We start from the raw sequence: 24,530 nt of genomic DNA, 5'->3' as shown, positions 1-24,530 counted from the left end.
GGTGATACTCCGGTTAATTCGCGGCCATTTAGAAGGGTTTGTGAACCACATATGCACGGTGATCAATCGAACAAGACCGATATCCGGCGCGAACTCCGCGCAGCCAGGAGCCGGTTGTCCGAGGAAGACGCCGAGAACGCGGCCGCGGTTCTCGCGCGCCGGGCACTGGAGCTGCCGGAACTCTCCCGGGCGGGCACGGTGGCGGCGTATGTGTCCGTAGGGAGCGAACCCGGCACGCGCGCGCTGCTCGACGCGCTGCGCGCGCGGGGCGTGCGCGTCCTGCTGCCGGTCCTCATGGACGACAACGATCTCGACTGGGGCGCGTACGAGGGCGCGGACCGGCTGGTACGCGCGGACCGCCCGGGCAGGATCACTCTGCTGGAGCCGGCCGGCGCGAGGCTCGGTCCCGACGCCGTCCTGACGGCCGACGCCGTACTGCTGCCCGGCCTGGCGGTCGACTCCCGCGGGATGCGCCTGGGTCGCGGCGGCGGCTCGTACGACCGCGTGCTCGCCCGTCTCGCACGGGCGGGCGCGAACCCGGCGCTGGTTGTCCTCCTGTACGACAACGAGGTGGTCGCGCGGGTCCCGGAGGAACCGCACGACCACCCCGTGCAGGCTGTGGTGACACCCGAAGGAGTCACGCGCTTCGGCGCCTGACGCCGGCGCCCGACAGCCGGCGCCGGGTCGCAGCGCACCTGGGCGTGTCTCAGGGCCTGAGCACCATGGCGTCGACCGTGGTCCGGTCGACCGCCTCCTCGGTGAACGCCCAGTCGAGCAGTTCACCCTTGGCCCACATGTCGGTCTGGTCGGTGTAGTGCGCGCTGTAGGCGTGCCCCGAGGCGCCGCTCAGGTTGATCCAACGGGACTTGTCGAGGTCGTTGAGGTTGACGACCATCCGCATGGACGGCACCCAGATGACCCCGTACCCGTCCGCCGCGTTCCAGCCGGTGGCGTTGACCGCGGCCTCGCCGCCGCCCAGGTTCCACGGGCCGCGGTTGAGCAGCCACTGCATGAAGCCGGGCCCCTCGGTGCCGAGCGTCTGGTTTCTCAGGGTCAGCTGGTGCAGCCGGCCCCAGCTCCAGGTGTCGACGTCCTTGCCGAGCTTGGCGGTCAACTCCCAGCGGGCGTCCTTCATGGCCCGCTCGAAGAGCTCGTCACGGGTCTGCGTCGCCAGGTCAAGACGGGTCTTGGGCGACTGCCACCAGGCGCTGTCCTCGTCCTTGATCAGCTTTCGAACGACCTCGTACCAGCGGTCGCCGCCGTCCGGCTGGGCGGTGTCCCCGTCGCGCTCGCCGCACTCCCGGACCGGCTTCTCGAGATCGTCCACCGGACCCGTGGCGTCGGCGGGCCGGACGTTCAGGCACTGGCCCTCGACCCGCAGCTCCTTGGGCAGCTTGTTGCCGAAGGCGAGCACGAGGATGTTGCGCCAGACCGCGTTGAAGTACGCGGCCGCCGACGAGTCCGGCTCCTGCGTGTAGTCCCAGCCGTCCAGCAGCTTCTGCGCCTCGCGGACGTCGGGGTCCTCGACATTGATCTTCGCCAGGATGGGCGTCAGCAGCGCGGCGATCTCACTGCTGTTGTCCATCTGCATCTTCGCCATGTCCTCGGTCGAGACCTTGCCGCCGTCCTTGGTCTTGGTCTCGATGAGGTCGTTGATCCGCTGGCTGCGGGCGCCATAGCCCCAGTCCGTGGTGAGGGTGTGCGGGTTGGCGTCCTCATCCGACTCGGTGACCGCCTGGTTGGCGGTGACGATGTAGCCGCGCTCCGGGTTGAAGTCCCAGGGCAGCTCCTCCTGCGGGATGTACGCGTCCTCGCCGCTCTTCCAGGAGTACGCCGGGTCCCAGCCCGGGGCCGGCATCCGGCCGTCACCCTTGCCGCGGACCGGGATACGGCCGGGCGCCTGATAACCGATATTGCCCTCGGCGCCCTTGCTGTCGGCGTAGATCAGGTTCTGCGACGGGACCTCGAAGTTGCGGGCGGCCTTGCGGAAGCCGGCGAAGTCCTTGGCCCGGTTCAGCTCGAAGACGGCGTCCATGGTCCTGCCCGCGTCCAGCGCGGTCCAGCGGAGAGCGATCGCGTAGCCGTTTCCGCGGTCGGGAGCGGAGGCGGCGACCGGGGCCTTCTCGCCGACCTTGGCCAGCTCGTCGCTGCGGTCGGAGACGATCGGGCCGTTGTTGGTGGTGCGTACCGTGATCGTCCTGCTCGCACCGCCCGCGACCTTGATGACCTCTTCGCGGGTCGTGAACGGCCGGGTCTTCTTGTCGTACAGGTAGCCCTCGTCGGTGACCTGCTCCAGGTAGAGGTCGGTGACGTCGGCTCCGAGATTGGTCATGCCCCAGGCGATGTCCTGGTTGTGGCCGATTATCACGCCGGGCATGCCGGAGAAGGTGTAGCCCGCTACGTCGTACTTGCAGGAGGCCGAGACGCTGCGGCAGTGCAGGCCCATCTGGTACCAGAGCGACGGCAGCTGCGGGGCCAGGTGGGGGTCGTTGGCGAGCAGCGGCTTGCCTGTGGTCGTGTACTTGCCGGAGACGACCCAGGAGTTCGAGCCGATGCCGTTGCCGTTCGGGCCGAGCAGCGCCGGGATCTCGTCAAGGGTGTCGGAGAGGGCCGAGAGCTGGGTCTGCAGACCCTGCGCGGCGCCCTGCGCACTGCCCTGTCCGGCGTCTGCGGCATTGCCGAGCGCGCCGCCCGACGTGCCCGGGGTGCCGGTCGATTCGCCCTCCGGGTCGTAACCGGTGCCGGTGTCCACCGTGCCGCCCTCGACGATCGGCTTGTTCCGGTCGAAGGCGTACGGCGGGTAGAGCTCCTTGATCTCCGCCTCGGAGAGCCGGCTGGTCATCAGCGAGCGGTCGATCTCGTCCTGCATGTTGCCGCGCAGGTCCCAGGCCATTGCCTTGAGCCAGGCCACCGAGTCGACCGGGGTCCACTTCTCGGCCTTGTAGTCGTTGCTCAGGCCGAGAGCGGCGTGTTCGACCGACAGGTCCTTGCCCTCACGGCCCTCGAGGTACGCGTTGACCCCGTCGGCGTACGCCTGGAGGTACTTCTTGGTCTCCGGCGAGAGCTTGGTGTCGTATTCCGTCTGCGCCACCCGGCGCCAGCCGAGGGTGCGCAGGAACGCGTCCGTCCCGACCTGGCCGCTGCCGAACATCTCCGACAGACGCCCGGCGGTCATGTGCCTGCGGACGTCCATCTCCCAGAATCGGTCCTGGGCCTGGACGAATCCCTGGGCGCGGAACAGGTCCTCGTCGGAGTTCGCGTAGATCTGCGGGATGCCGTAGTCGTCGCGCTTGACGTCGACGGGACCGGAGAGGCCCTCGAGCCTCACCGTCCCCGTGGTCTGCGGAAAGGAGGCACGCACGCTGTCGATGGTCCAGTACGCGCCGTAACCGACACCCGCTACGAGTGCCAGCACCAGGATGATCACGATCAGGCGGGCACGACGCCCCTTCTTCTTGCCGGAAGAGGCGGTTTCGTTGGCGGGCATCGCTGTCCTTCGAGGGGCAGGGTGGTCCTGGGAGTGCTGGGAGCAACCATAGGCGCAGCGCTCACCCGGTCCGGACGCGGTATCAGTAACGCGCTCGAACGGTCGTCCCACGGACACCTGGCCGCGTAAAGAACGCGTCAAAGATTAGGTAAGGTAACGAAGTACCTGCCGCCGGAGGCACGATCCGGCAGGCGTGCGAGGGAAAGGCCGGCCCCTGACTGTCCACCAGCTCAATGAGCTCCTGCTGATCTGCTCGCTCGTTCTGCTCGTCGCCGTGGCGGCAGTGCGCGTCTCGTCGCGCAGCGGGCTCCCCAGCCTGCTCCTCTACCTCGGCATCGGCGTCGGCATAGGACAGGACGGCATCGGCGGCGTCGCCTTCGACAACGCGGAGCTGACGCAGGTCATCGGCTATGCCGCGCTCGTGGTGATCCTGGCCGAGGGTGGTCTGGGCACGAAGTGGAAAGAGGTCAGGCCGGTGCTGCCGGCCGCGGTCATGCTCTCGCTCGTCGGAGTCGCCGTGAGCGTCGGCGTCACGGCGGCGGGGGCGCACTACCTGGTGGGACTCGAGTGGCGGCAGTCGCTCATCATCGGAGCGGTCGTGTCCTCCACCGATGCCGCGGCCGTCTTCTCCGTCCTGCGCAGGGTCCCGCTGCCGTCCCGGGTGACGGGTGCGCTGGAAGCGGAGTCGGGCTTCAACGACGCCCCCGTCGTGATCCTGGTGGTGGCCTTCTCGACCGCCGGTCCGGTGGACGAGTGGTACGCGCTCCTGGGCAAGATCGCCATGGAACTGGCGATCGGCGCGGCCATCGGACTCGCGGTGGGCTGGCTCGGTGCGTACGGCCTGCGCCATGTGGCACTGCCCGCCTCCGGCCTCTACCCCATCGCCGTGATGGCCATCGCCGTCGTGGCCTACGCCGCCGGCGCCATGGCACACGGCAGCGGCTTCCTCGCCGTCTATCTGGCGGCCATGGTGCTGGGCAATGCCAGACTGCCGCACTGGCCCGCCACCCGCGGCTTCGCGGACGGGCTCGGCTGGATCGCCCAGATCGGCATGTTCGTCCTGCTCGGCCTGCTGGTGACCCCGCACGAGCTGATCGCCGACTTCTGGCCGGCCGTGATGGTGGGACTGGTGCTGACCATGGTGGCGAGGCCCCTGTCGGTCTTCGTCAGCCTGCTCCCGTTCCGCCTGCCGTGGCAGGAGAAGGCCCTCATGTCATGGGCGGGCCTGCGTGGCGCGGTGCCCATCATCCTGGCCACCATCCCGATGGTGGCGCAGGTCGAGGGCAGCGACCGCATCTTCAACATCGTCTTCGTACTGGTCGTCGTCTACACCCTCGCACAGGGGCCGACCCTGCCCTGGCTGGCCAGAAAGCTGAATCTCGGCGTGCCGGACACCGCGGCCGACCTGGGCATCGAATCGGCTCCGCTCGAGCGACTGCGGGGGCACCTGCTGTCCGTGGCGATCCCCCAGAAGTCGAAGATGCACGGCGTGGAGGTCAGCGAGCTGCGACTGCCGCCCGGCGCAGCGGTCACCCTCGTCGTACGGGAAGGGAAGAGCTTCGTGCCGGGACCCGCGACCGTTCTGCGCCGGGGCGACGAGCTGCTGGTGGTGGCGACCGATCCGGTGCGGGACGCGGCGGAGGCGCGGCTGCGTGCCGTCGGACAGGGCGGAAAGCTGGCAGGGTGGCTCGGCACGGGAACCGGCGGAAACGGCCTCCGAAACTCCGGTTAATCGCAGGTGACTGCTGCTCGTGTCGGCGCAATCACAGGCACGGAACGGCGGTTTCCCTGTAGCATGAAGGCACACTGATCGACCAACTCTGCCTGACGCAGAGCTGGCGCGACCGCACGGCGGCCGCGGCCCCCCTTCACAGGGAGCGGCCCTGGTATCTACCCCGGTTACTGCGCGTGAGGACAGCTCTCGGGGCTCCCGCACGGCCCACAAGGCGCGTGACGGGGGAGCACTACCAGGCAGCGGAAAGGCAAGGACCGTGCCAACCACGGTCAACACCGTCGCGGCCACCGCCGAGGACTCCCGCCCGGGATACGGGCAACTGCTGCGCACACCCGGCGCCTGGGGCTTTCTGCTCCCCGGCTTCGCCGCCCGCCAGCCCTTCGCGATGCTGACCATCGGCATCGTGCTGCTCGTGCACCACACCACCGGCTCGTACGGAACCGCCGGCATCGTCGCCGCGGTCACCGGCGTCTCCATGGCGCTGTTCGCACCGCAGAGCGGCAAGCTCGCGGACCGCTTCGGACAGAGCGCCGTGCTGCTGCCGGGTGTCCTGGTGCACGCCGCCTCCGTCGGCGCGCTGATCGCTTTCGCACTCTCCGGCGCGCCGCTGTGGGCCCTCTTCGCCGCCGCTGTCCCGGCCGGTGCCTCGGTCCCGCAGGTCGGGCCGATGGTGCGGGCCCGCTGGGCGGCCAAGCTGGAGGGCTCACCGCTGATGTCCACCGCCGCCGCGTTCGAGTCGGTGACGGACGAGTTCACGTTCGTCATCGGCCCGGTCCTGGCGACGGCGCTGTGCGCCGGCGTCCACCCCGCGGCCGGCCTCGCCGCCGAGGCGGGCCTGACGCTGGTCGGCGGCCTGCTCTTCGCGGCCCAGCGGCGGACGCAGCCCAGGCCGAGCCGCGGCTCCGGCACCGCCGCCGCACCGCACAGCTCCGCGCTCTCCGTACCGGGGGTGCGCGTTCTCGCGATCGCTTTTCTCGGCATCGGCGCCGTCTTCGGCGGCATGCAGGTCTCGCTCACCGCGTTCTCCCAGGAGATCGGCAACCCCGGCGCGAACGGTCTGCTGTACGGCGTCTTCGCGGCCGGCAACATGCTCGCCGGCATCGCCTGCGGTGCCATCGCCTGGAAGTCCGGCCCGCGCAGGCGCCTGATCGTCGGATACACCGCGCTGACCCTGGCGACCTCGGCCCTGTGGGCGGTGCACTCCGTACCGGTGCTCGGGGCGCTCGGACTGCTGGTGGGCCTGTGCATCGCGCCCGCGCTGATCACCGGCTACACACTGGTCGAGAAGCTGGTCCCGGCCACCGCCCGGACCGAGGCGTTCACCTGGCTCACCGGCGCGGTCGCGCTCGGCCAGGCGGCAGCCGTCACGGGGGCCGGCCGGCTGGCCGACGCCCACGGCGCGAGCGCCGGGTTCGTGGTGCCTCTGGTGGGCACGGCACTGGCACTGGCGACCCTGGTGGCGCTGCGTTCGCGGCTGTCTCCGAAGGCCTCGGGCCGCATCGCGGCACGGGGCAGCCGCAGTGGTGTCGGTCACCGCGTGCCGGTCACGGTGGACTGATTCCGCGGAATACGTCAGTATGGAACGTCGTTAGCACTCAATGAGTGAGAGTGCCAGGAGGAGCAAGTGCCGACCTATCAGTACCAGTGCACCGAGTGCGGCGAGGGCCTCGAGGCGGTGCAGAAGTTCACCGATGACGCCCTGACCGAGTGCCCGAGCTGCGAGGGACGCCTGAAAAAGGTGTTCTCCGCGGTCGGCATCGTCTTCAAGGGTTCCGGCTTCTACCGGAACGACAGCCGCGGCTCGTCGTCGAGCAGCGCACCGGCCTCCAAGCCGGCAGCTGCGACGTCGACGTCGTCTTCCGACACTTCGTCCTCGGGCTCTTCCTCGGCATCGTCGTCGGCCTCGTCGTCGAGCTCCACAAGCTCCGCGAGTTCCGCCGGCAGCTCTGCGGGCAGTTCCTCCTCGGCTGCCTGAGGCTTCCGCCGGGGACCCCGTCACGTACTCGATGTACGACGGGGTCCCCGGCTTTTTCGCGCCCAGGACAGGGCCTAGGGTGATCGCCATGGCGAACGCAGAGATCGGCGTGATTGGCGGCTCGGGCTTCTACTCCTTCCTGGAGGACGTGTCCGAGGTCGAGGTGGACACCCCGTACGGGAAGCCGAGCGACTCGCTGTTCCTCGGCGAGATAGCGGGACGGCAAGTCGCCTTCCTCCCCCGCCACGGCCGCGGCCACCACCTCCCGCCGCACCGCATCAACTACCGCGCCAACCTGTGGGCCCTGCGCTCGGTGGGCGCGCGCCAGGTACTGGGACCGTGCGCGGTGGGCGGACTGCGGGCGGAGTACGGCCCCGGGACGCTCCTCGTACCGGACCAGCTCGTGGACCGTACGAAGGCGCGTACGCAGACCTACTTCGACGGAGAGCCGCTGCCCGACGGCACCGTCCCCAACGTCGTCCACACGACGTTCGCCGACCCCTACTGCCCGGTCGGGCGGGCGACCGCTCTTGCGGCCGCGCGCGGCCGGGACTGGGAACCGGTGGACGGCGGGACGCTGGTCGTCGTCGAGGGGCCACGCTTCTCGACCCGCGCGGAATCGCAATGGCATGCGGCGATGGGCTGGGCGGTGGTGGGGATGACCGGCCACCCGGAGGCGGTCCTGGCCCGGGAGCTGGGCCTCTGCTACACCTCGGTTGCGCTGGTGACCGACCTGGACGCCGGGGCGGAGACGGGCGAGGGCGTCTCGCACACCGAGGTGATCGAGGTGTTCGGCCAGAACGTGGGGCGGCTGCGCCAGGTGCTCTTCGACGCGGTGGCGAAGTTGCCGGCCACCGACGCGCGGGACTGCCTGTGCACCCATGCCCACGACGGCTGGGACCTGGGGTTCGACCTGCCGTAATCACCCCGGGGAGTGGGCGAGTTCTCCCCATCGGGGTGCACGTCCACAGGGCTCGGCGGGACCGGGCGCGACAAGGGATCGTGAGGGGTGTCCGGGTATCCGGCCTAAGTCCCTCTCACCGCAGGTGGTGTTTGCCATGTCCCTCACGTCCTCCTCTGTCTTCTCCCCCACCTCCGCTCCCGCTTCCTCCCCCTCGCCCCCTCCTCCGTCTCCCTTCGCCTCCTCCCTGCCCGCCGCCCATCCGGCGCCTCCGCCGCGCGTGGTGCCGATGTTCGCTCCGCTGCGGGTGCGCGGCGGTGCCCACCGGCTGCGGCGGGCCTTGCGGCGCAGGCGTCGGGCGATGGCCGCAGGGCTGGCGATGGCCGCCGCGGTGGTGGCGACCGGATCCGGGCCTCCGGGCAGCGTGGCGGCCGAGGCGGCTGCGCCGCCCCGGCACCGGCCGGCCGCGGTGGAGCGCGTCTCCGCCCCGGTACGGATCGCGGACGCGGCGGCCGTACGGCTGCTGCGCCCCGGGGACCGGGTTGATGTGGTGGCGGCGGACTCGTCCCCGGGCGGGAATTCGCGGGCCCGTGTGGTGGCGGCGTCGGCGCGGGTGGCCGAAGTACCCCTGCCCGAGAGGGAGATGGGGGACGGCGGGGCGCTGGTCGTGCTGTCGGTCCCGCGGGCCACGGCGGCGGCGCTCGCGGGCGCCGGCGTGACCTCTCAACTGGCGGTGATCGTGTGCTGAATCGCACGAACAGACAGTCGCGTCATCAGATCGCACGCAGCGACTGGACGCTGGTCCCCCGCGCTGACGTAGGTTTCGGAGCGGCCTGTTCCGTGGCCTGCGCATGCGACGAAGGGTTCAGTGGTGAGCGAGAAGAAGGTCGGCGTCCTGGAGGGCTTCAAGGCCTTCCTGATGCGAGGCAATGTGATCGACCTGGCGGTCGCCGTCGTGATCGGCGCCGCGTTCACCCAGATCGTGAACGCCGTCGTCAAAGGCTTCATCAATCCCCTGGTCGGCGCCTTCGGCACGAAGGACCTCAACAAGTACACGTACTGCCTCAAGGACCCCTGCGCGATCGACCCGAAGACCGGCGAGGCCGCGGCGGGCATCCCCATCATGTGGGGCTCGGTGCTCAGCGCGACCCTCAGCTTCCTGATCACCGCCGCCGTCGTGTACTTCCTGATGGTGCTGCCCATGGCCAAGTACCTCGCCAGGCGGGCGGAGCGGGATGCCGCGCGGGAAGGCGCGAAGGAAGTGGTCGAGCTGACCGAGCTGGAGGTACTGAAGGAGATCCGCGACGCGGTGGTGGCCCAGCGCGACTCGGGTTCCGGGCGCGACTCGGGTACGGGGCGCGACTCGGGTACGGGGCGCGACCGCTAGCCGGCGCTCAGAGGTGGTGGGGCGGCTTCTCGTCGAGGAAGCGAGCCAGGTCGGCGGCGCTGTCGCTGACCGCGGAAGGCCGCTCGCCCCACCCGCGGTCCGTATCGTCCGAGGACTGCTGGTCCATCGGATCGTCGAAGTCCAGCGCCGGCTTGGGCCGGGAGTCGTGCTTCGATTCGCGCGGTCCGGGGGTGGGGGCGGTACTCATACCTCCAGGGTACGGCGCCCGGGCGGCACGGCTCCTCTCTCTCGGGCGTATGCCTTGCGCGCCCCGCCTCCCGGCCCGCCCGGTTCTGCTGTGCTGGGCCCATGGCGTACACCCGGATGACCGCCCGCAGCCGCGACGAGGAACATCGCGCGGCCACCCCGCTGGAACTCTTCTTCGACCTCTGCTTCGTGGTCGCCGTGGCGCAGGCCGGCCTGCAACTCGTACACGCCCTCGCCGAGGGACATCCCGGCGCCGGAGTCATCGGCTACTGCTTCGTCTTCTTCGGCGTGTGGTGGGCCTGGATGAACTTCACCTGGTTCGCCTCGGCGTACGACTGCGACGACGTGCTGTACCGGATGGCGACGCTCGTGCAGATCTCCGGTGTGCTCATCTATGCGGCCGGGGTCCCGCGCGCCTTCAACGACAACGACTGGACCGTCGCCGTCATCGGCTATCTGGTGATGCGGGTCGCGCTGACGGGCCAGTGGCTGCGGGCGGCTGCGTCGGAGACCGGCCCCGCCCGGAATACGGCGCTGGAGTACGCCGGGAGCCTGGCCGTCTGCCAGGCGGCCTGGGTGGCACTGCTGTTCGTCCCCGAGGGGGCCAAGCGCTGGCTGTTCATCGTCGTGGCAGCCGCCGAGCTGACCATCCCGCTGATTGCCGAGCGGAACCGGCAGACACCGTGGCACGCGCACCACATCGTCGAGCGCTACGGCCTCTTCACCCTGATCGTCCTGGGCGAGACGATGGCGGCCAGCACCATCGCCGTACAGTCCGCACTCGACGAGAACGAGGCCTTCGGCGAGCTTCTGCCCATCGCGGGCGGCGGACTGCTGATCGTCTTCTCCGCCTGGTGGATCTACTTCGCCGTACCCGCGCACGAGCGGCTGATCTCCAACCGGCAGGCCATTCCGTGGGGTTACGGGCACGTCCTGATCTTCGGCTCCGCCGCCGCGATCGGCGCGGGCATCGAGGTCACGGTCGAACACGCCGTGGGCAAGGCGCACATCTCCGCCGTGGCTGCCAACGCTGCCGTCACGCTGCCGACCGCCCTGTTCCTGCTGACCGTCTGGTTCCTGCACGCACGCCACTTCAAGCGCAACCTCGCTCAGCAATTCCCCCTGCCCCTATCCGCGTTGGCGATTCTCGCCTGCACCTTCGCGGGCCATTGGGCCGTCCTCGCCGCCGGACTGGTGGCAGCGCTGACCGTGGCCGCCGGCGTGACTCTGGCGGAGCGGGACCGGGCCTCCGCCCAGCTTTGAGCGCCGGCCTCCGCGGATCCGGCCGCTCCGAGACGATCGGCCGGATCCGCGTCGGGTCACCTACGCAGCCGCGTGACGGGCAGCAGGCAGTGCCCCGCCGTGGTGAGGGTCTCCTCGTCGCCCACGAATGCCTTGAGCATCTCCTCGCTCACCGGCTCTCCCGGCGTCGCCTCCGGCCAGGGCCGGCTGGCCAGCAGGAAGTAGACCTCTCCGTGCTCCTTGGCCGACCGCAGCCACTCCGGCGGGACGGGACACTGCGCCTTCAAATACGGCATGTTGAGCGCCGCCTGACCGCCCTCGACCAGCAGCTTGATCGGCAGGCCGGGCACGCGACTGCCGTCCAGCAGTCCGCCGCCCACCGACATCCCGCATTCCTCGATCAGCGCCCGGACGGCTGCCTCCCCCGCTTCCGGGCCGTCAGTCCCGTCTCCGAGCGAAAAGGCGAGCAGATAAGGAACGTTCTGCCCTTCCACGGGATCGCCGATCCATGTGAGCAACAAGAGGGTGCCCAAGTGGCCTCGCTGAACGCCGCTTGCTGCAGTTTGAGTTGAGGTCATGGCTCGGCACCCTAATGGCCGCCGAGGCTCCCATCCGGCGGAAATTCACCCGGACGGACGTATGCCGCGGCGCGCATACACGAACGTGGCAGCGGGCATTTTCAGTGACCTTTTCCCGGAGGACATCGCGGCGCACAGCACGCCCGGGCCGCCGGATTCGCCGGAGTAAGGGCCGACTGACGCATCAGGGGCGTCCTCACGCGTGAATTACGCGTGGAGACGGACGACACGAGTACTGCCGCGCCGGTTTCATCATGCCGAGCCGCAAAACTGGCAAACCCAGAACATTCGTTTTCCGGTTCATGGAGGCAGTCATGCGCATGCTCGGCACAGTCTTGGGCGGAATTTTGGTGGCCACGGCATTTCCGGTCGCGACCGAGGCGGCGGAACCCGTCAACAGCGTGTCCGTCCAGGAGTACGGACAGATCGCGGCGGACGGGCTCGTGACCCTGTCCGGCACCTACCGCTGCATCGACGAAGCAGAGTCCGGTTCGGTGTTCATCGCCACCAACATCACGCAGAACGGCACCTCGTCGCAGAGCATCGGTGGCACCGAGGCCGTCTGCGACGGACTGGAGCACCCGTGGACCAACTCGGGAAGGCCGAGCACCCAGCCCACGGATGTTGCCGCATTCGCGGCGGGGCCGGCTCAGGTGGAGGTCCGGATGCTTACGTTCCGGACGGCCGGCGGCTGGCTGCCGCTGCCGCACTTCCTCGTCGACCAGGAGAGCCCCGTCACGCTCGTCTCGACGCCGTAGCTGTCCAGGCCCTGTCCGGGCGGTCTTCGAGGATCGAGGTCGCGGATCCGACAAGACCGCCGGGGCAAGGGCTAGCGAGCCCCGTCAGGCTGCTGCTCGCCGCAGTCCGGTCCGATGCCCACGACCGACATGAAGGCAACGGCCTGGCAGCTGGGACCGCCGAGGGGACTGCCGGACGTGTAGGCGGCCACGGTCGGCAACCCGGCGGCCAGGAGCAGGAGCATTAACACTCCTTTGACGGTCGTCATACTTATCCATCGCATGGCTGATTCCGTTCCATGCGTCGATGATCGCGCCACCTCGCACCTGCCACAACTCGACGTGCCACTGCAACCACGATCAGTGACGGCCGCTAGGGCTGCGCCGCGACGGGCGCGGTGAACTCGCACCACACGGCTTTCCCGTCACCGCGGGGCTCCACCCCCCAGTGACTGGCCACCGCGTCGACGAGCAGCAGCCCCCGTCCGGTGGTCGCCGCCTCCCCGGGCGACCGCCTGCGCGGCCAGACGCTGGAGCGGTCCTTCACCCAGAGGCGGATGCGCCGTACCGGCTCGGGCAGCACCTCGAGCGTGAGCACCGCACCTCCGTCGGTGTGCAGGAGGGCGTTGACCAACAGCTCCCCGGCGGCCAGCTCCACATCGTCGGCGAGGGCCACCATTCCCCAGTCGCGCAGGGCCTGACGCAACGCGTACCGGGCCTCGGAGAGTCCCTCCGGGTCGGCCTGGTGGACGTACTGATGGATGCGGGGCGCACGATGGGTGCCCGGGTCCGGCGCCCGGCGCAGCACAAGGAGTGCGACATCGTCGCCCGAGCCCCAGCGCTCCCACAGCCGGTCGGAGAGATGGTCGGCCAACTCGTCGGCCCCCTGCGGGCCGGTCCGTACCGCGTGGGCGAGGGCGTCCATGCCGTCGGTGATGGCGAGCCCCGGCTCCTCGACGAGACCGTCGGTGCACAGCACGAGGGTCTCACCGGGCACCAGGTCGAGGCGGGTCTCCGGGTACTCCTCCTGCTCGAAGGCCGTGGCGAGACCGAGGGGCAGCCCACCACGCAGATTCGGCCACCCGGTCCGGCCGTCGTTGTGCCGGATCAGCGGGCCCAGGTGCCCTGCGCGCACCGCTCGTACGCCCCCCGTTTCCAGGTCCACCTGGGCATACGTGCACGTGGCGAAGCGCTGCGTGTCGAGTTCGGCGAGGAACCGCGAGGCGCGGGCCAGCACGGTGGACGGGGGGTGTCCCTCCCCCGCGTACGCACGCAGGGCGATTCGCAGCTGGCCCATGATGGCGGCGGCATGGGTGTCGTGCCCCTGTACATCGCCCACCACGATGCCCACCCGCCCCCGGGGCAGCGCGATGACGTCGTACCAGTCGCCGCCGACCTCGCGGCCGCCCCAAGCCGAGTGGTAGCGGACCGCGATCTCGCCGCCGACGATCTCTGGGATACGGCGCGGCAGCATGGCCGCCTGAAGACCGGTGGCGAACTCGCGCTCCTGGTCGAAGAGGATGGCACGCTGCAGGGACTGAGCGACGATGCCCGCAAGGCCCAGGCACAGGTTGCGCTCCTCGGAGCTGAAGTCGGTCCGCCGCCGGTAGAACAGCGCGAGGCCGCCGACCGACCGGGCCTGGGCGACCAGCGGGAGATAGACGGCGGCATTGAAGTTGAGCCGCGGCAGATAGGGCGCCAGTAGCGGAAATTTGTCGGCAAGTTCGGACAGTGAACTCACGAACCGCGGCTGCTGGGTCAGTACGGCCTCGCCGAGGGGCAGCGACTTGTCCAGCTTGTTGACGCGCAGGTCGTCCAGGATCTCCAGCGACTCCCCGCTCAACGCGATGACCTTGAACGTGTCGCCCTCGACCAGACCGAGGGCAAGCCCCTGGGCGCCGAGCCGTTCGAGCCCGCCGGCGCCGGTGAGCACCGCGGTGACGTCATCGACGGTCACGGCCCGTGACAGTGCCTCAGTGGTGCGCTGGACGATCGTCGTCTGCTTCTGCCGCTGCGCCTCGAGCGAGCGCAACAGCGTGGAGTGGGCGAGCTCTTCGGTGGCGTCGCGGACGATCCCGACGATGCGGCGGGCCAAGCCCTGGCCGTCGCGCAGAATGCGCCCCTGCGAGTGCGACCACTGCTCGCTGCCGTCCCGCCGCGTCAGCTTGAAGTACACGCCGTACTGCTCCTGCCCCGTGTGCAGCGCGTGCTGCACGGCGGCCTCCAGTCTGGCACCCTCTTCGAGCGACACCCGCACGCCCAGTGTCTCGGGCTTCAGGTCGTACCCGGACCGCTCCAGGTCGAACACCGCCAGCCCGGCGTCGTCGAGGTCGAACGTTCCCCGGTCCAGGTCCCAGTCGAAACTGCCCATCCGGTTCATGGCCAGCCGCTCCCCCGGCCCGATCACCGGGCCAGTCGGCTGTGCCTCTGCCATACGGCCCTCCGGAGGTCCGCGCCGGGGAGGCCCGGGCCGGTCTGCCTGGCTGCACGGTCCGCTGTGCCAGGGGCCGGGCCACGTGGGCTGCGAAATCAGTCTCTCCCACTCTGCATCAGGATGCCCAGGAAGAGTCCGGCGGCTTCTCGCCAACGATTCAGCAGTGCCCAGCGGATGGTCGGCCGCGCAGGCCACGTGCCGCTGTGCTCCAGGCATCAGGCAGCCACTGCGAACGAGACCCTGGCATTTTCGATCAATAAAGAAAGCGGAATAACACCATCCGTAAGGCGGGCTGTAATTTACGGCGACCTCACCCGTACAGCCTTTCGGGCGATGACACCGAGTCGCGCGCGTCAGCCCATCCGGTGATTTTATGCGGTGATTCCATGCGCCCCACCGGAGGAGCGCCTGCACTGCAGCGAACCGCTCCTCGAACGAATTGCCGGAATTCCGCCATTGGGCCGATCTCCGGTCAACAGTTCTCGGATCCGTGGGGCGTTAATTCATGCTGCGTTGGAGTGACTCCCCACAGGGTGGCGCGAGATTACCGAGTCCTTTCCGACCGGCACTCGTTACCTGTCCTGCAGCGGTGTTCACGGACAGGGAACTGTGCGCGCAGCGCGAAGGTCGCGAATGCGGCAGGCACCACTGCGGGAAGGATCGAAATGAAGTACAAGAAGGTCGCCACAGTTGCCGCCGGCGTCATGGTGGCCATGGGAGGCGCTGCCCCGGCCTTCGCCCACGCGGGGGCCGAGGGCCTGGCCGCCGACTCCCCCGGCGTCATCTCCGGCAACCTGGTGCAGGCCCCGCTTCACATCCCCGTGAACGTCTGCGGCAACACCGTCAACGTCATCGCCCTGCTGAACCCCGTCTTCGGCACCAAATGCGGGAACGCCTGACGACAGCACCCGCCACGGGTGAGCTTTTCGGGTGGCCCCGAGTGCACGGAGGTGCGCTCCGGGGCCACCTTGGATTCCAACAGCCGGAAGGCAGGAACAATCAATGCGACAGGTTCTGAGCAAAGGCATGCTCACCGCCGCAGCCGCATCGAGCATGCTCTCGCTCGGTGCCGGCCTCGCACACGCGGACAGCGATGCCGCGAGCGACACCTCCCACTCACCGGGCGTCCTGGCCGGCAACAGCGTCTCGGTGCCGATCGACCTCCCGGTGAACGCCTGCGGCAACACCCTCGACGTCGTCGGGGTGCTCAATCCCGCACACAACAACGGGTGCGCGCCCGAGAATCCCGAGCCGCCGCGCCCGGCTCCACCCCGTCACGTCCCGCCGACGGTGACGTCGCCCGCCGAACCCGCCCCGCGGCTCCTCGTCCCTGAACTTGCGGAAACGGGATCGTACGACCAGCCGGCCACGGCCGCCGTGGGCGCCGGACTTCTCCTGGGCGGAGCCCTGCTGTACCGCCGGCGAAGCCGATAGCAGTTGATAAGAGGATCTCCGTACTTCGTCAATCGAATGAGCCCCAGAAAGGCCGGGGAGCGGAGTTTCTGTTGCCGACAGGGCTCGTTACCCATGGTGAAAGCGGTGCCACAAGCACCGACGGAGAAAGGGATTTGAAATGAAGTACGCCAAGGTCGCTGCCATCGTCGCCGGTTCCGTGGTGGCGTTGGGGGGAGCCACTCCCGCCTTCGCCGCGAACAGCGCGTCCATTCCTCCCATGAGCCTCAACGGTGCCCTCGCGGAGACCCCCCTCACCACCGGGACCGTCATGCGCGCTGTGGAGGAGCAGGGCTCCGTGGTGAAGTCGGTGGCGGACGCCGCCGGTGGCCTCAAGAAGGTTCACGACAACGCCCCGTCGGAGGTGCTCAAGACGACGGGCGCGGTCGCCAAGAGCACCCCGATGCTGGGTGGCATCGACCTGGGCGCTCAGGGCGGCAGGGGCTGACACCACTCCCTGTGCAGAACTTCATACGAATGTGGCGCCACCGGCATCTCGCGGATGGCGCCACAGTCGTATGAGCCGCCCGCTCGGCCGGCGCCTCGCGCCGGATCGACGAACGCGGTACCGGCCGGGCGGGAACGGCGCTGACCGGTCTCAGGGCGGTCCTGGCGTTCTGTATGGGAGTCGCACCGAACAACCCTGTTCAGCCGAGACGGTGGCGGGTCCGCGTCCGGACCCGCCACCGCTGCGTCACGGCGTAACCGGTACGGCCGGGGCGGCGGGAACAGCGACGGGCTCGGCCGGGGTGGCCGGTTCAGCCGGGGCGGCCGGGGCGGCCGGTTCAGCCGGAGTGGCGGGAACAGCGGGCTCCGCCGGAGTTTCCGGGGTGGCGGGGACAGCCACGGGCTCGGCCGGGGTGGCGGGGGTGACGGGCTCCACCGGGGTCGCGGGCTCCGCCGGGACAGCCGGCTCCACCGGGGTGGCGGGCTCCGCCGGGGTCGCAGGCTCGGCGGGGGTGGCCGGCACCGCCACGGGCATCGCGGGCATTGTCGGCAGGCCCTCGAGGTCCGCGGCCGGGAGACCGCTGCCGAGCACCGTGGCGACGATGTCGTTGACCAGTCCGGTCACGACGGCTTCGACCGACGACGACACGTCCGCGGCGCTGCCGGAGGTGGCCGAGGCGATGAGCTCGTCGACCGCCTTCTGCAGCGCGGCGATCGCGTCGTCCACGACATCCGCGGACGCCGCCCTGTTTGCGGTGCCGGCGGCCGGCGCGGCTGCGTTGGCCTCCTTCTTGGCGGCGAGCGCCGCCTTGACGGCCTCAGCGTGCTTGGCCGCCTCGGCCTTGGTGAGCTGACCGTTGTCCGCCGCGAGTACCGCCTCGAGCAGGTCGGTGACGGGAGCGACCTCGGCGGACAGCCCCTGCAGGGTCTTGACCTGCGCCCCGAGGGCGGCGGCCTCGGGAAGCGGGGCCTTGGCCGAGGTGGCGGTTCGAGTCTGCTGGTGCTCGGTGTGCGCGGCGGCGACGGGACCGACCGCCGCGAACAGCAGAGCGGCGGACACCGCCGACGGGACGAGGACGCGGGACATGGATGTGAAACGCACAGAAATTCCTTTCGGTGAGTGGGGGTGGTCTCTCACTCACCGTGAGAAGACTGCGCACGGACCGCAACCGCTCGGATCCGTCGGCTCAGCCGAGGCACCCCCTTGAACAGCTCATGACCAGCAGATTTTCGTTGGTGGAGGCATCTACTGCGTCCGTGTGAGCGGTACTGAGGGTGACCGGCGCAGCCATCCCGCTCACGGAGCGCAGGGGGCTCGCGTTCTGTGGCGATGAGCATTCCGCGCGCGGGCCGTTCGGGTGAAGCAGCGGAACCAATCCTTCAGGGGCCAGTTGATCAGGGCGCTCCAGTAGCGGGCACTCGTGCGAAAAAAGGACGAAACATGATCAAGAAGATGATGGCCACCGCCGCGGTGACCTTCTCCGTGCTTGGTGCGGGGGCCGCCGTCGCCACCCCCGCCATGGCCATCGACAACGACGACACGGTGCTGAACGGCAACCGCGCGTCGCAGGCCTACGGCAACACCTCGATCCACGGCGACATGAGCCCGCAGATCGGCCTCATCCAGGGCTCGCTGAACAAGCCCTGCATCGGCGCTCTGGGCAAGGCGAACGTCGGCGCCACCGGGATCGGTGCAGTGGTCCAGGACATTCTGACGTCCAGCAACAACCAGCAGTGTGTCGAGAACTCCACTCAGATCGACGGCGACGACCCGCTGTCGCACATCCTGAGCGAGATCCCGGTCCTCTCGCAGGTCGACTGATCGCCCTCCGCTTCACCGTTCGGGCCGCTGATGCCCGTGGAGCGATGTGACGAAAGACCCCGGCAGCGTGTGCTGCCGGGGTCTCTTGTCGTTCGTACGGCACGTGGTACGTATGGGCCTCATGGATCGAATAGATGCTCTGACGGACGTTGCAGGGCTGCGGGTCGGCCACGCGCCAACCGCCGGTGACCGCGCCCTCAGCGGTACGACCGTCGTCCTGGCACCCGAGGGCGGGGCGATCGCCGCGGTTGACGTACGCGGCGGCGGCCCCGGCACCCGTGAGACGGACGCCCTCGATCCACGCAATCTGGTGCAGCGCATCGAAGCCGTCGTACTGACCGGCGGAAGCGCGTTCGGGCTGGACGCCGCGTCCGGCGTGATGGCCTGGCTGGAGGAACAGGGACGCGGAGTACAGGTCGGGCCCGATCCGGCGCAGGTGGTGCCGGTCGTACCGGCCGCCTGCATCTTCGATCTCGGCCGCGGCGGCGACTGGCGTGCCCGGCCCGACGCCTCGGTCGGCCGCGCGGCGGTGGAGGCCGCCGCCGCGACGGCGGACGGCGCACCGGTCGACGAGGGCAGCGTCGGCGCGGGCACCGGAGCGGTCGCCGGCGGGCTGAAGGGCGGGACCGGCTCGGCCAGTGTGCTGCTCGAATCCGGAATCACGGTCGGGGCGCTGGTCGTGGTCAACTCCGTGGGATCGGTGGTCGATCCGCTGACGGGCGTGTTGTACGGACGGCTGATGGACGGCCGGCCGGACTTCCCCGCGGCAGAGGTCCATTCGGCGGCGAAGCGGCGGCTCGCGGAGGCGCGCGCCGAATCCGCGGAGCGGACGGCGGCTTCCGTGCGGCCGCCGCTGAACACCACCCTCGCCGTCGTCGGCACCGACGCCGTACTGACCCGCCCCCAGGCGCAGAAGCTCGCGGGGACGGCGCACGACGGCCTGGCGCGCGCCGTTCGCCCTGTGCACCTCATGAACGACGGCGACACCGTCTTCGCCCTGTCCACCGGAAACCGGCCGCTCGCCGCGCCCGCCGGACCGGACCCTTTCGGCCTGGCGGAACTCAACGCCCTCAACGACGTTCTGGCAGCCGGAGCGGACGCCGTGACGCGTGCCGTCGTCAAGGCGGTGCTGGCCGCGGAGGGGGTGGACGGGCCCGGCGGAGTGTTCCCGGCATACCGGGATCTGTACTGACGTACAGCGGAAGACAGTTGGCGGGGCCGGGCGGGAACTCGCCGTACGGGCCGTACGTTTTTCCGAACCACGGACACGATGTCCGACCCAGGGGCTACGTTGAGCTTCCGCAACGTAACATGCAGCGACGGCCTGGAGACCCACCTTGAGCGATCCGTACGAGACAACCGAGGCGCACCTCGAGCGACTCCTCGGCCGCGCCCTCAACTCCTTCGAGCTGCCCGACGCCACCGTCGAACGTCTCGGTGCCGCGCTCGCGCACAGCAGTTCCCTGTACTCCTCGCACCACAGCTCGGCCTCCGGTCTGCACCGCGAGACGTACCGGCACACCTATCTGCTCGGCGACGGCAGCACGCTCACCCTCTGGGAGCTGGCGTGCCGCACGGGCCGCGGTGACGACGGAAGCGGTGACGACGTAATGCGCCACGAGCTGTACGCGGACCAGGCAGAGGCGTGCCTTGCCGCCTCGAGGCTGGGCGGTGAACCGGACGGCGGCGCCGTCGAGTTCGCCCTTTCGGCCGATACCGGGGAAGCCGACGACCTCGCCGTCCTCGGCGCCCTGCTGGCCACTCCGCCGGTCACGCCGCACAGGCTGTACGTACCGGACGACTCCGCGGACCATGCACGGCGCCTGCTGCGCCGCGCGGAGAACGCAGACCGGCCGGGCGAGAACACGGCGCGGCTGCTGCGCGGTGCGTATGCCCATCGGATCACGCAGGCTTTCGGCCGGCAGTGCACCGCGGACGGCTGGAGCGCGGGAGCCGCCTTCATGCTCTACGAGCATGCCTTCGTGCTCGCGGACGGCAGCGAGATCAGCCTCTGGGAGGTCGAGCACACGGCCACCCCCGACGGGCGGCACATGTGCGAGGTGTACGCCACGGAGGCGGACGCGCGCGAAGCCATGAAGCTCCGCGCGCGGGTCCGCTGAGGGCCGGTCCGGGTCAGGCCGCGGCGAGGACCTTCGGGTCCTCATCGGCGGTGACCGTGGTGAGCGCCGGTCCGGGCTTGCGCACGCCCTTGAGCAGGATCACCAGGCCCGTGGTGACGGCGGTGCCTGCGGCGATCGCGAGCAGGTAGAGGGCCGGGTTGCCGATCAGCGGGATCACGAAGATGCCGCCGTGCGGGGCCCGGAGCGTGCATCCGAAGGCCATGGACAGCGCGCCTGTCACCGCGCCGCCCGCCATCGCCGCCGGGATCACCCGGACCGGGTCCGCGGCCGCGAAGGGGATGGCCCCTTCCGTGATGAACGACGCGCCGAGGAACCAGGCGGCCTTGCCGTTCTCGCGCTCGGTCTTGCTGAAAAGCCGTCCCCGGAGGGCAGTGGCCAACGCCATGGCAAGCGGCGGCACCATGCCGGCCGCCATCACCGCGGCCATCACCTTCAGGGAACCCTCGTTGGGGCTGGCGAGGCCGCCGACGGCGAAGGCGTACGCGACCTTGTTGAGCGGGCCGCCGAGGTCGAAGCACATCATCAGGCCGAGAATGGCGCCCAGGATGATCGCGTTGGCGCCGGAGAGGCCGGACAGCCAGCCGGTCAGGGCCTGTTGCAGCTCGGCGATCGGCTTGCCGACCACGAGGAACATCAGGAATCCGACCAGTGCCGCGGAGACCAGCGGGATTACCACCACCGGCATGATGCCGCGCAGTGGTTTCGGGATGCGGATGCGCTGGATCGCCATGACCGTGGCGCCCGCCAGCAAGCCGGCGATCAGGCCGCCGAGGAATCCGGCGTCGATGGTGAGGGCGATCGAACCTCCGACGAAGCCGGGGACGAGGCCCGGCCGGTCGGCCATCCCGTAGGCGATGTAACCGGCGAGGACCGGGATGAGGAACTTGAAGGCGAGGTCACCGGTCTGGAAGAGGAGCGCGGCCCAGCTCGCGGACTCGGTCCAGAGGAAGTGCTCGGCGACAGACGGCGCCTTGTTGATCTCGTACCCGCCGATGGCGAAGGCAAGGGCGATCAGGAGGCCACCGGCCGCAACGAAGGGGACCATGTAACTGACACCGGACATAAGCCACTTGCGCAGCTTTGTCCCGTAGCCCTCGCCGGGCTCTCCCGCCTCCTCGACGGGCGTCGCCTTCGCGGGACCTGCGATCTCGCCGCGCTCCGCCTTGCCGCGCGCCTCGGCGATCAGCTCGGCCGGGCGGTTGATGCCGGCCTTCACGCCGACGTCGACGGCCGGCTTGCCGGCGAAGCGCTCCTTGTCCCGTACGGGTACGTCGTGCGCGAAGATCACGGCGTCGGCGGCGGCGATGACGGCCGGGGCCAGCCGGGCGAACCCGGCGGAACCCTGCGTCTCCACTGCGAGTTCGACGCCGACGGCCTCGGCGGCCTTCTCCAGCGACTCGGCGGCCATATAGGTATGCGCGATGCCGGTGGGGCACGAGGTGACGGCCACCATCCGCAGGCCCGGTCCGGTCCCGGCGTCGCGGGGGGTGTCGTCGGCCGCGGCCGGACCAACGGGTACGCCGATCGACCCTTCCCCGGCGGCATCCGGCGAGGCCTGGACTGCGACACGGTCACCGTCCGCCGGTCCCTGGCCGGTGTCGGAAACCGCTGCCGCGGCCGGCTCGGCAGACGAATCGGCTGCGGCATCCGCCGCGCCGTCAGCATCGTGACCGGGCGCGCTCGGCGAAGCCGGAGCCGCGTCCCCCGGAGCCGCCTCCGCCGGCGCTGCCTCTGCCGCGGCTGCTTCCGCCGCAGCCGCCTCCGCCGGGGATTCGCCTTGGATGAGCCGCGCAGCCGAATCCGGTGTCCTCGCGGCCCGCAGGGCCGCAGTGAACTCCGCGTCCATCAGCTGACGGGCCAGGCTCGACAGGATCGTCAGATGGGCGTCGTCCGCTCCTGCGGGGGCCGCTATCAGGAAGATCAGGTCCGCCGGGCCGTCGGGGGCGCCGAAGTCGATGCCCGCCGGGCTGCGGCCGAACGCCAGGGTCGGCTCCGTGACATGCGCGCTGCGGCAGTGCGGGATGCCGATCCCGCCGTCCAGGCCGGTCGGCATCTGAGCCTCACGCGCGGCAACATCGGCGAGGAAGCCCTCCAGGTCGGACACACGGCCCCGGGCCACCATTCGTTCGGCGAGCGAACGGGCCGCCGCTTCCTTCGTGTCGGCGGACAGGTCGAGGTCGACCAGTGCCGCGTTGATCATCTCGCTCATATCGTCGGCTCCGTCAGTGCGCGGTCCAGCGGGACGTCCTCGGTCACGGTGACCGAGGACGGGTCGAGGTCGGCGGGGGCGGGCATCACGCTGCCCGGCAGCTGCACCGCTGCCGCGCCGTGGGCGACCGCGGCCGCCAGCGCGTCCGGGCCCGTACCGCCCGCCGTGAGGAATCCGGCGAGGGAGGCGTCTCCCGCGCCGACGTTGCTGCGGACGACGGCGACCGCCGCGCAGCCGAAGTACGTACCCGAGCTGTCGAGCAGCAGCTGGCCGTCCGCGCCGAGGCTGGCCAGGACGGCCGCGGCGCCGCGGGACCGCAGCTCACGGGCTGCCTCGAGAGCGTCGCCGACGGTGGTGAGGCGGCGGCCGACCGCCGCCGCGAGCTCCTCGGCGTTGGGTTTGACCACGTCGGGGCGCTCGCCGAGCGCGGCGAGCAGGGCCGGACCCGAGGTGTCCAGGGCGATGCGGGCGCCCGCCTCGTGGACGCGGGCGACCAGCTCGGCATACCACTGCGGCCCGACGCCGCGCGGGAGGCTGCCGCAGCAGGCGATCCAGTCGGCGTCCAGGGAGTGCGTCCGGACGGTGTCGAGCAGCAGCCCGGATTCGGTGGCGGTGAGTTCGGGCCCCGGCGCGTTGATTTTCGTCAGGGTTCCGGCGGGCTCGGCGATCGCGATGTTGGACCGCGTCTGGCCGGTGATTTTCACGGCGGTGACGTCGATGCCCTGTCCGCTGAGGAGTTCGGCGATCAGCGCCCCCGGTGCGCCTCCGAGCGGCATCACCGCTGTGGTGGCGTGCCCGGCGGCGGCGACCGCGCGGGAGACGTTGACGCCCTTGCCGCCCGGGTCCAGCCGTTCGGAACTCGCCCGCAGGACCTCGCCCCGCTCCAGGAACGGCACTTCGTACGTGCGGTCGAGCGAGGGGTTGGGGGTGACGGTGAGGATCATGTGAGCAGCACCTCGGTGCCGGCCGCCTTGATGGCGGCCGCGTTTTCGGGGCTGAGCCCCGAGTCGGTGATGAGCAGGTCCACATCGGCGAAGGAGCCGAAGCGTGCGAAGTGTTCCTGGCCGGCCTTGGCGGAGTCGGCGAGCAGGACGACCCGGCGCGCCGCGGCGATCGCGGCCCGCTTGACCGCCGCCTCCGCCAGATCCGGTGTGGTCAGCCCGTCGTCGGGGCTGAACCCGTTGGTGGCGAGGAAGAGGACGTCGGCGCGGATCTCGGCGTAGGCCCGCAGCGCCCACGCGTCGACGGCCGCCCGGGTGCGATGCCGGACGCGTCCGCCCACCAGATGGAGGGCGATGCCCGGATGGTCGGCGAGGCGGGCCGCGACGGGCAGCCCGTGGGTGACGACGGTGAGCCCGGAATCGACGGGGATGGCGGCGGCGAGCCGGGCCACGGTCGTACCGGCGTCGAGGATGACGCTTCCGTCCGCCGGCAGTTCGCCGAGCGCGGCCTGTGCGATGCGGTCCTTCTCGTCGGCGGCGGTGGACTCGCGCTCGGTGACGTCCGGCTCGAAATCGAGCCGCCCGGCCGGTATCGCGCCGCCGTGAACCCGGCGGACCAGGCCGGACCGGTCGAGGATCTTGAGGTCGCGCCGGATGGTCTCCGCCGTGACCTGGAACTCCTCGGCCAGCGAGAGTACGTCGACCCGGCCGCTTTCGCGGGCGAGGCGAAGGATTTCCTGCTGGCGCTCCGGTGCGTACATGTGGTTTTACGTCCGATCGATGCCCGAACCTGTGGTTTCACCCCTACGCTACGCCCAAATTTCGGAGAAGTAAA

Annotated in this window: 24 protein-coding genes; 15 read left to right on the top strand and 9 right to left on the bottom strand. The window is 70.2% G+C overall.

What is annotated here, in order from left to right:
* Positions 1-51 precede the first annotated feature (51 nt).
* On the top strand, positions 52-657 hold the full coding sequence (locus AB0M62_RS01715; RefSeq protein WP_366072053.1) for a 5-formyltetrahydrofolate cyclo-ligase: 606 nt from the start codon (positions 52-54) through the stop codon (positions 655-657).
* A gap of 49 nt (positions 658-706) precedes the next feature.
* Here AB0M62_RS01715 and AB0M62_RS01710 read toward each other — a convergent pair whose 3' ends face one another.
* A complete protein-coding gene (locus AB0M62_RS01710) occupies positions 707-3,487 on the bottom strand; it encodes a penicillin acylase family protein (protein WP_366072052.1) in 2,781 nt (926 codons plus the stop codon).
* A gap of 193 nt (positions 3,488-3,680) precedes the next feature.
* Here AB0M62_RS01710 and AB0M62_RS01705 point away from each other — a divergent pair, with 193 nt between their 5' ends.
* The 6 genes from AB0M62_RS01705 (at position 3,681) to mscL (ending at position 9,485) form a co-directional block, all read left to right on the top strand.
* Positions 3,681-5,219: a potassium/proton antiporter gene (locus AB0M62_RS01705; protein ID WP_366072051.1), complete on the top strand. Its 1,539-nt coding sequence runs from the start codon at positions 3,681-3,683 to the stop codon at positions 5,217-5,219.
* A gap of 259 nt (positions 5,220-5,478) precedes the next feature.
* Positions 5,479-6,780, top strand: a complete 1,302-nt coding sequence (locus tag AB0M62_RS01700) for an MFS transporter (protein ID WP_366072050.1) — start codon at positions 5,479-5,481, stop codon at positions 6,778-6,780.
* 66 nt (positions 6,781-6,846) lie between these two features.
* Positions 6,847-7,197 (top strand): FmdB family zinc ribbon protein, encoded by a 351-nt coding sequence (locus AB0M62_RS01695; RefSeq protein WP_366072049.1) that lies wholly within the window; start codon positions 6,847-6,849, stop codon positions 7,195-7,197.
* A gap of 88 nt (positions 7,198-7,285) precedes the next feature.
* Entirely contained in the window at positions 7,286-8,119 is an 834-nt protein-coding gene (locus AB0M62_RS01690) for an S-methyl-5'-thioadenosine phosphorylase (RefSeq protein ID WP_366072048.1), read from the top strand.
* Positions 8,120-8,255: 136 nt separating this feature from the next.
* Positions 8,256-8,846 carry a hypothetical protein gene (locus AB0M62_RS01685; RefSeq protein WP_366072047.1) on the top strand — a complete coding sequence of 197 codons (591 nt, stop codon included), beginning with the start codon at positions 8,256-8,258 and terminating at the stop codon, positions 8,844-8,846.
* A gap of 123 nt (positions 8,847-8,969) precedes the next feature.
* Positions 8,970-9,485: a large conductance mechanosensitive channel protein MscL gene (gene mscL, locus AB0M62_RS01680; RefSeq protein ID WP_366072046.1), complete on the top strand. Its 516-nt coding sequence runs from the start codon at positions 8,970-8,972 to the stop codon at positions 9,483-9,485.
* Positions 9,486-9,492: 7 nt separating this feature from the next.
* On the opposite strand, the gene AB0M62_RS01675 is transcribed toward mscL, so the two are convergent.
* Complete coding sequence (locus tag AB0M62_RS01675) at positions 9,493-9,693, bottom strand: hypothetical protein (protein WP_366072045.1); 201 nt, start codon at positions 9,691-9,693, stop codon at positions 9,493-9,495.
* Between the two features lie 101 nt (positions 9,694-9,794).
* Here AB0M62_RS01675 and AB0M62_RS01670 point away from each other — a divergent pair, with 101 nt between their 5' ends.
* The gene (locus AB0M62_RS01670; RefSeq protein WP_366072044.1) at positions 9,795-10,955 is read left to right on the top strand and encodes a low temperature requirement protein A; all 1,161 of its coding nucleotides are present in this window, start codon (positions 9,795-9,797) and stop codon (positions 10,953-10,955) included.
* 56 nt (positions 10,956-11,011) lie between these two features.
* On the opposite strand, the gene AB0M62_RS01665 is transcribed toward AB0M62_RS01670, so the two are convergent.
* Complete coding sequence (locus tag AB0M62_RS01665) at positions 11,012-11,512, bottom strand: DUF5949 family protein (protein WP_366072043.1); 501 nt, start codon at positions 11,510-11,512, stop codon at positions 11,012-11,014.
* A gap of 350 nt (positions 11,513-11,862) precedes the next feature.
* On the opposite strand from AB0M62_RS01665, the gene AB0M62_RS01660 reads away from it, so the two are divergent.
* Positions 11,863-12,270 (top strand): DUF6299 family protein, encoded by a 408-nt coding sequence (locus AB0M62_RS01660; RefSeq protein ID WP_366072042.1) that lies wholly within the window; start codon positions 11,863-11,865, stop codon positions 12,268-12,270.
* Between the two features lie 71 nt (positions 12,271-12,341).
* Here AB0M62_RS01660 and AB0M62_RS01655 read toward each other — a convergent pair whose 3' ends face one another.
* Together AB0M62_RS01655 and AB0M62_RS01650 are read right to left on the bottom strand one after the other, a co-directional pair.
* On the bottom strand, positions 12,342-12,494 hold the full coding sequence (locus AB0M62_RS01655) for a hypothetical protein (RefSeq protein WP_366072040.1): 153 nt from the start codon (positions 12,492-12,494) through the stop codon (positions 12,342-12,344).
* A 128-nt stretch (positions 12,495-12,622) separates the two neighbouring features.
* Complete coding sequence (locus AB0M62_RS01650) at positions 12,623-14,683, bottom strand: SpoIIE family protein phosphatase (protein ID WP_366072039.1); 2,061 nt, start codon at positions 14,681-14,683, stop codon at positions 12,623-12,625.
* A gap of 665 nt (positions 14,684-15,348) precedes the next feature.
* On the opposite strand from AB0M62_RS01650, the gene AB0M62_RS01645 reads away from it, so the two are divergent.
* The 3 genes from AB0M62_RS01645 (at position 15,349) to AB0M62_RS01635 (ending at position 16,583) form a co-directional block, all read left to right on the top strand.
* Positions 15,349-15,582, top strand: a complete 234-nt coding sequence (locus AB0M62_RS01645; RefSeq protein ID WP_366072038.1) for a chaplin — start codon at positions 15,349-15,351, stop codon at positions 15,580-15,582.
* A gap of 103 nt (positions 15,583-15,685) precedes the next feature.
* Positions 15,686-16,117 carry a chaplin gene (locus AB0M62_RS01640; protein ID WP_366072037.1) on the top strand — a complete coding sequence of 144 codons (432 nt, stop codon included), beginning with the start codon at positions 15,686-15,688 and terminating at the stop codon, positions 16,115-16,117.
* A 139-nt stretch (positions 16,118-16,256) separates the two neighbouring features.
* Positions 16,257-16,583 carry a hypothetical protein gene (locus tag AB0M62_RS01635; protein WP_366072036.1) on the top strand — a complete coding sequence of 109 codons (327 nt, stop codon included), beginning with the start codon at positions 16,257-16,259 and terminating at the stop codon, positions 16,581-16,583.
* Positions 16,584-16,829: 246 nt separating this feature from the next.
* Here the strand turns inward: AB0M62_RS01635 and AB0M62_RS01630 are convergent, their stop codons facing one another.
* Positions 16,830-17,684: a hypothetical protein gene (locus AB0M62_RS01630; protein ID WP_366072035.1), complete on the bottom strand. Its 855-nt coding sequence runs from the start codon at positions 17,682-17,684 to the stop codon at positions 16,830-16,832.
* Positions 17,685-18,023: 339 nt separating this feature from the next.
* On the opposite strand from AB0M62_RS01630, the gene AB0M62_RS01625 reads away from it, so the two are divergent.
* The 3 genes from AB0M62_RS01625 to AB0M62_RS01615 all read left to right on the top strand — a co-directional run bounded on the left by AB0M62_RS01625 (position 18,024) and on the right by AB0M62_RS01615 (position 20,524).
* The gene (locus AB0M62_RS01625) at positions 18,024-18,404 is read left to right on the top strand and encodes a rodlin (protein WP_366072034.1); all 381 of its coding nucleotides are present in this window, start codon (positions 18,024-18,026) and stop codon (positions 18,402-18,404) included.
* Positions 18,405-18,525: 121 nt separating this feature from the next.
* Positions 18,526-19,596: a P1 family peptidase gene (locus AB0M62_RS01620; RefSeq protein WP_366072033.1), complete on the top strand. Its 1,071-nt coding sequence runs from the start codon at positions 18,526-18,528 to the stop codon at positions 19,594-19,596.
* Between the two features lie 145 nt (positions 19,597-19,741).
* Positions 19,742-20,524 (top strand): DUF6227 family protein, encoded by a 783-nt coding sequence (locus AB0M62_RS01615; protein WP_366072032.1) that lies wholly within the window; start codon positions 19,742-19,744, stop codon positions 20,522-20,524.
* A gap of 13 nt (positions 20,525-20,537) precedes the next feature.
* On the opposite strand, the gene AB0M62_RS01610 is transcribed toward AB0M62_RS01615, so the two are convergent.
* From AB0M62_RS01610 to AB0M62_RS01600, 3 genes are read right to left on the bottom strand one after another with little or no spacing between them, the layout of a single operon-like run.
* The gene (locus tag AB0M62_RS01610; protein WP_366072031.1) at positions 20,538-22,754 is read right to left on the bottom strand and encodes a fructose-specific PTS transporter subunit EIIC; all 2,217 of its coding nucleotides are present in this window, start codon (positions 22,752-22,754) and stop codon (positions 20,538-20,540) included.
* Entirely contained in the window at positions 22,751-23,698 is a 948-nt protein-coding gene (gene pfkB / locus AB0M62_RS01605; protein WP_366072030.1) for a 1-phosphofructokinase, read from the bottom strand. Before pfkB ends, AB0M62_RS01610 begins: the two co-directional genes overlap by 4 nt.
* Complete coding sequence (locus AB0M62_RS01600; RefSeq protein ID WP_366072029.1) at positions 23,695-24,456, bottom strand: DeoR/GlpR family DNA-binding transcription regulator; 762 nt, start codon at positions 24,454-24,456, stop codon at positions 23,695-23,697. Before AB0M62_RS01600 ends, pfkB begins: the two co-directional genes overlap by 4 nt.
* Positions 24,457-24,530 lie beyond the last annotated feature (74 nt).

This window comes from Streptomyces sp. NPDC051219, from assembly GCF_040682335.1.
Classification (GTDB): domain Bacteria; phylum Actinomycetota; class Actinomycetes; order Streptomycetales; family Streptomycetaceae; genus Streptomyces.
The sequence above is the reverse complement of the archived record's forward strand: the minus strand, read 5'-3'. Positions and strand labels throughout refer to the sequence as shown.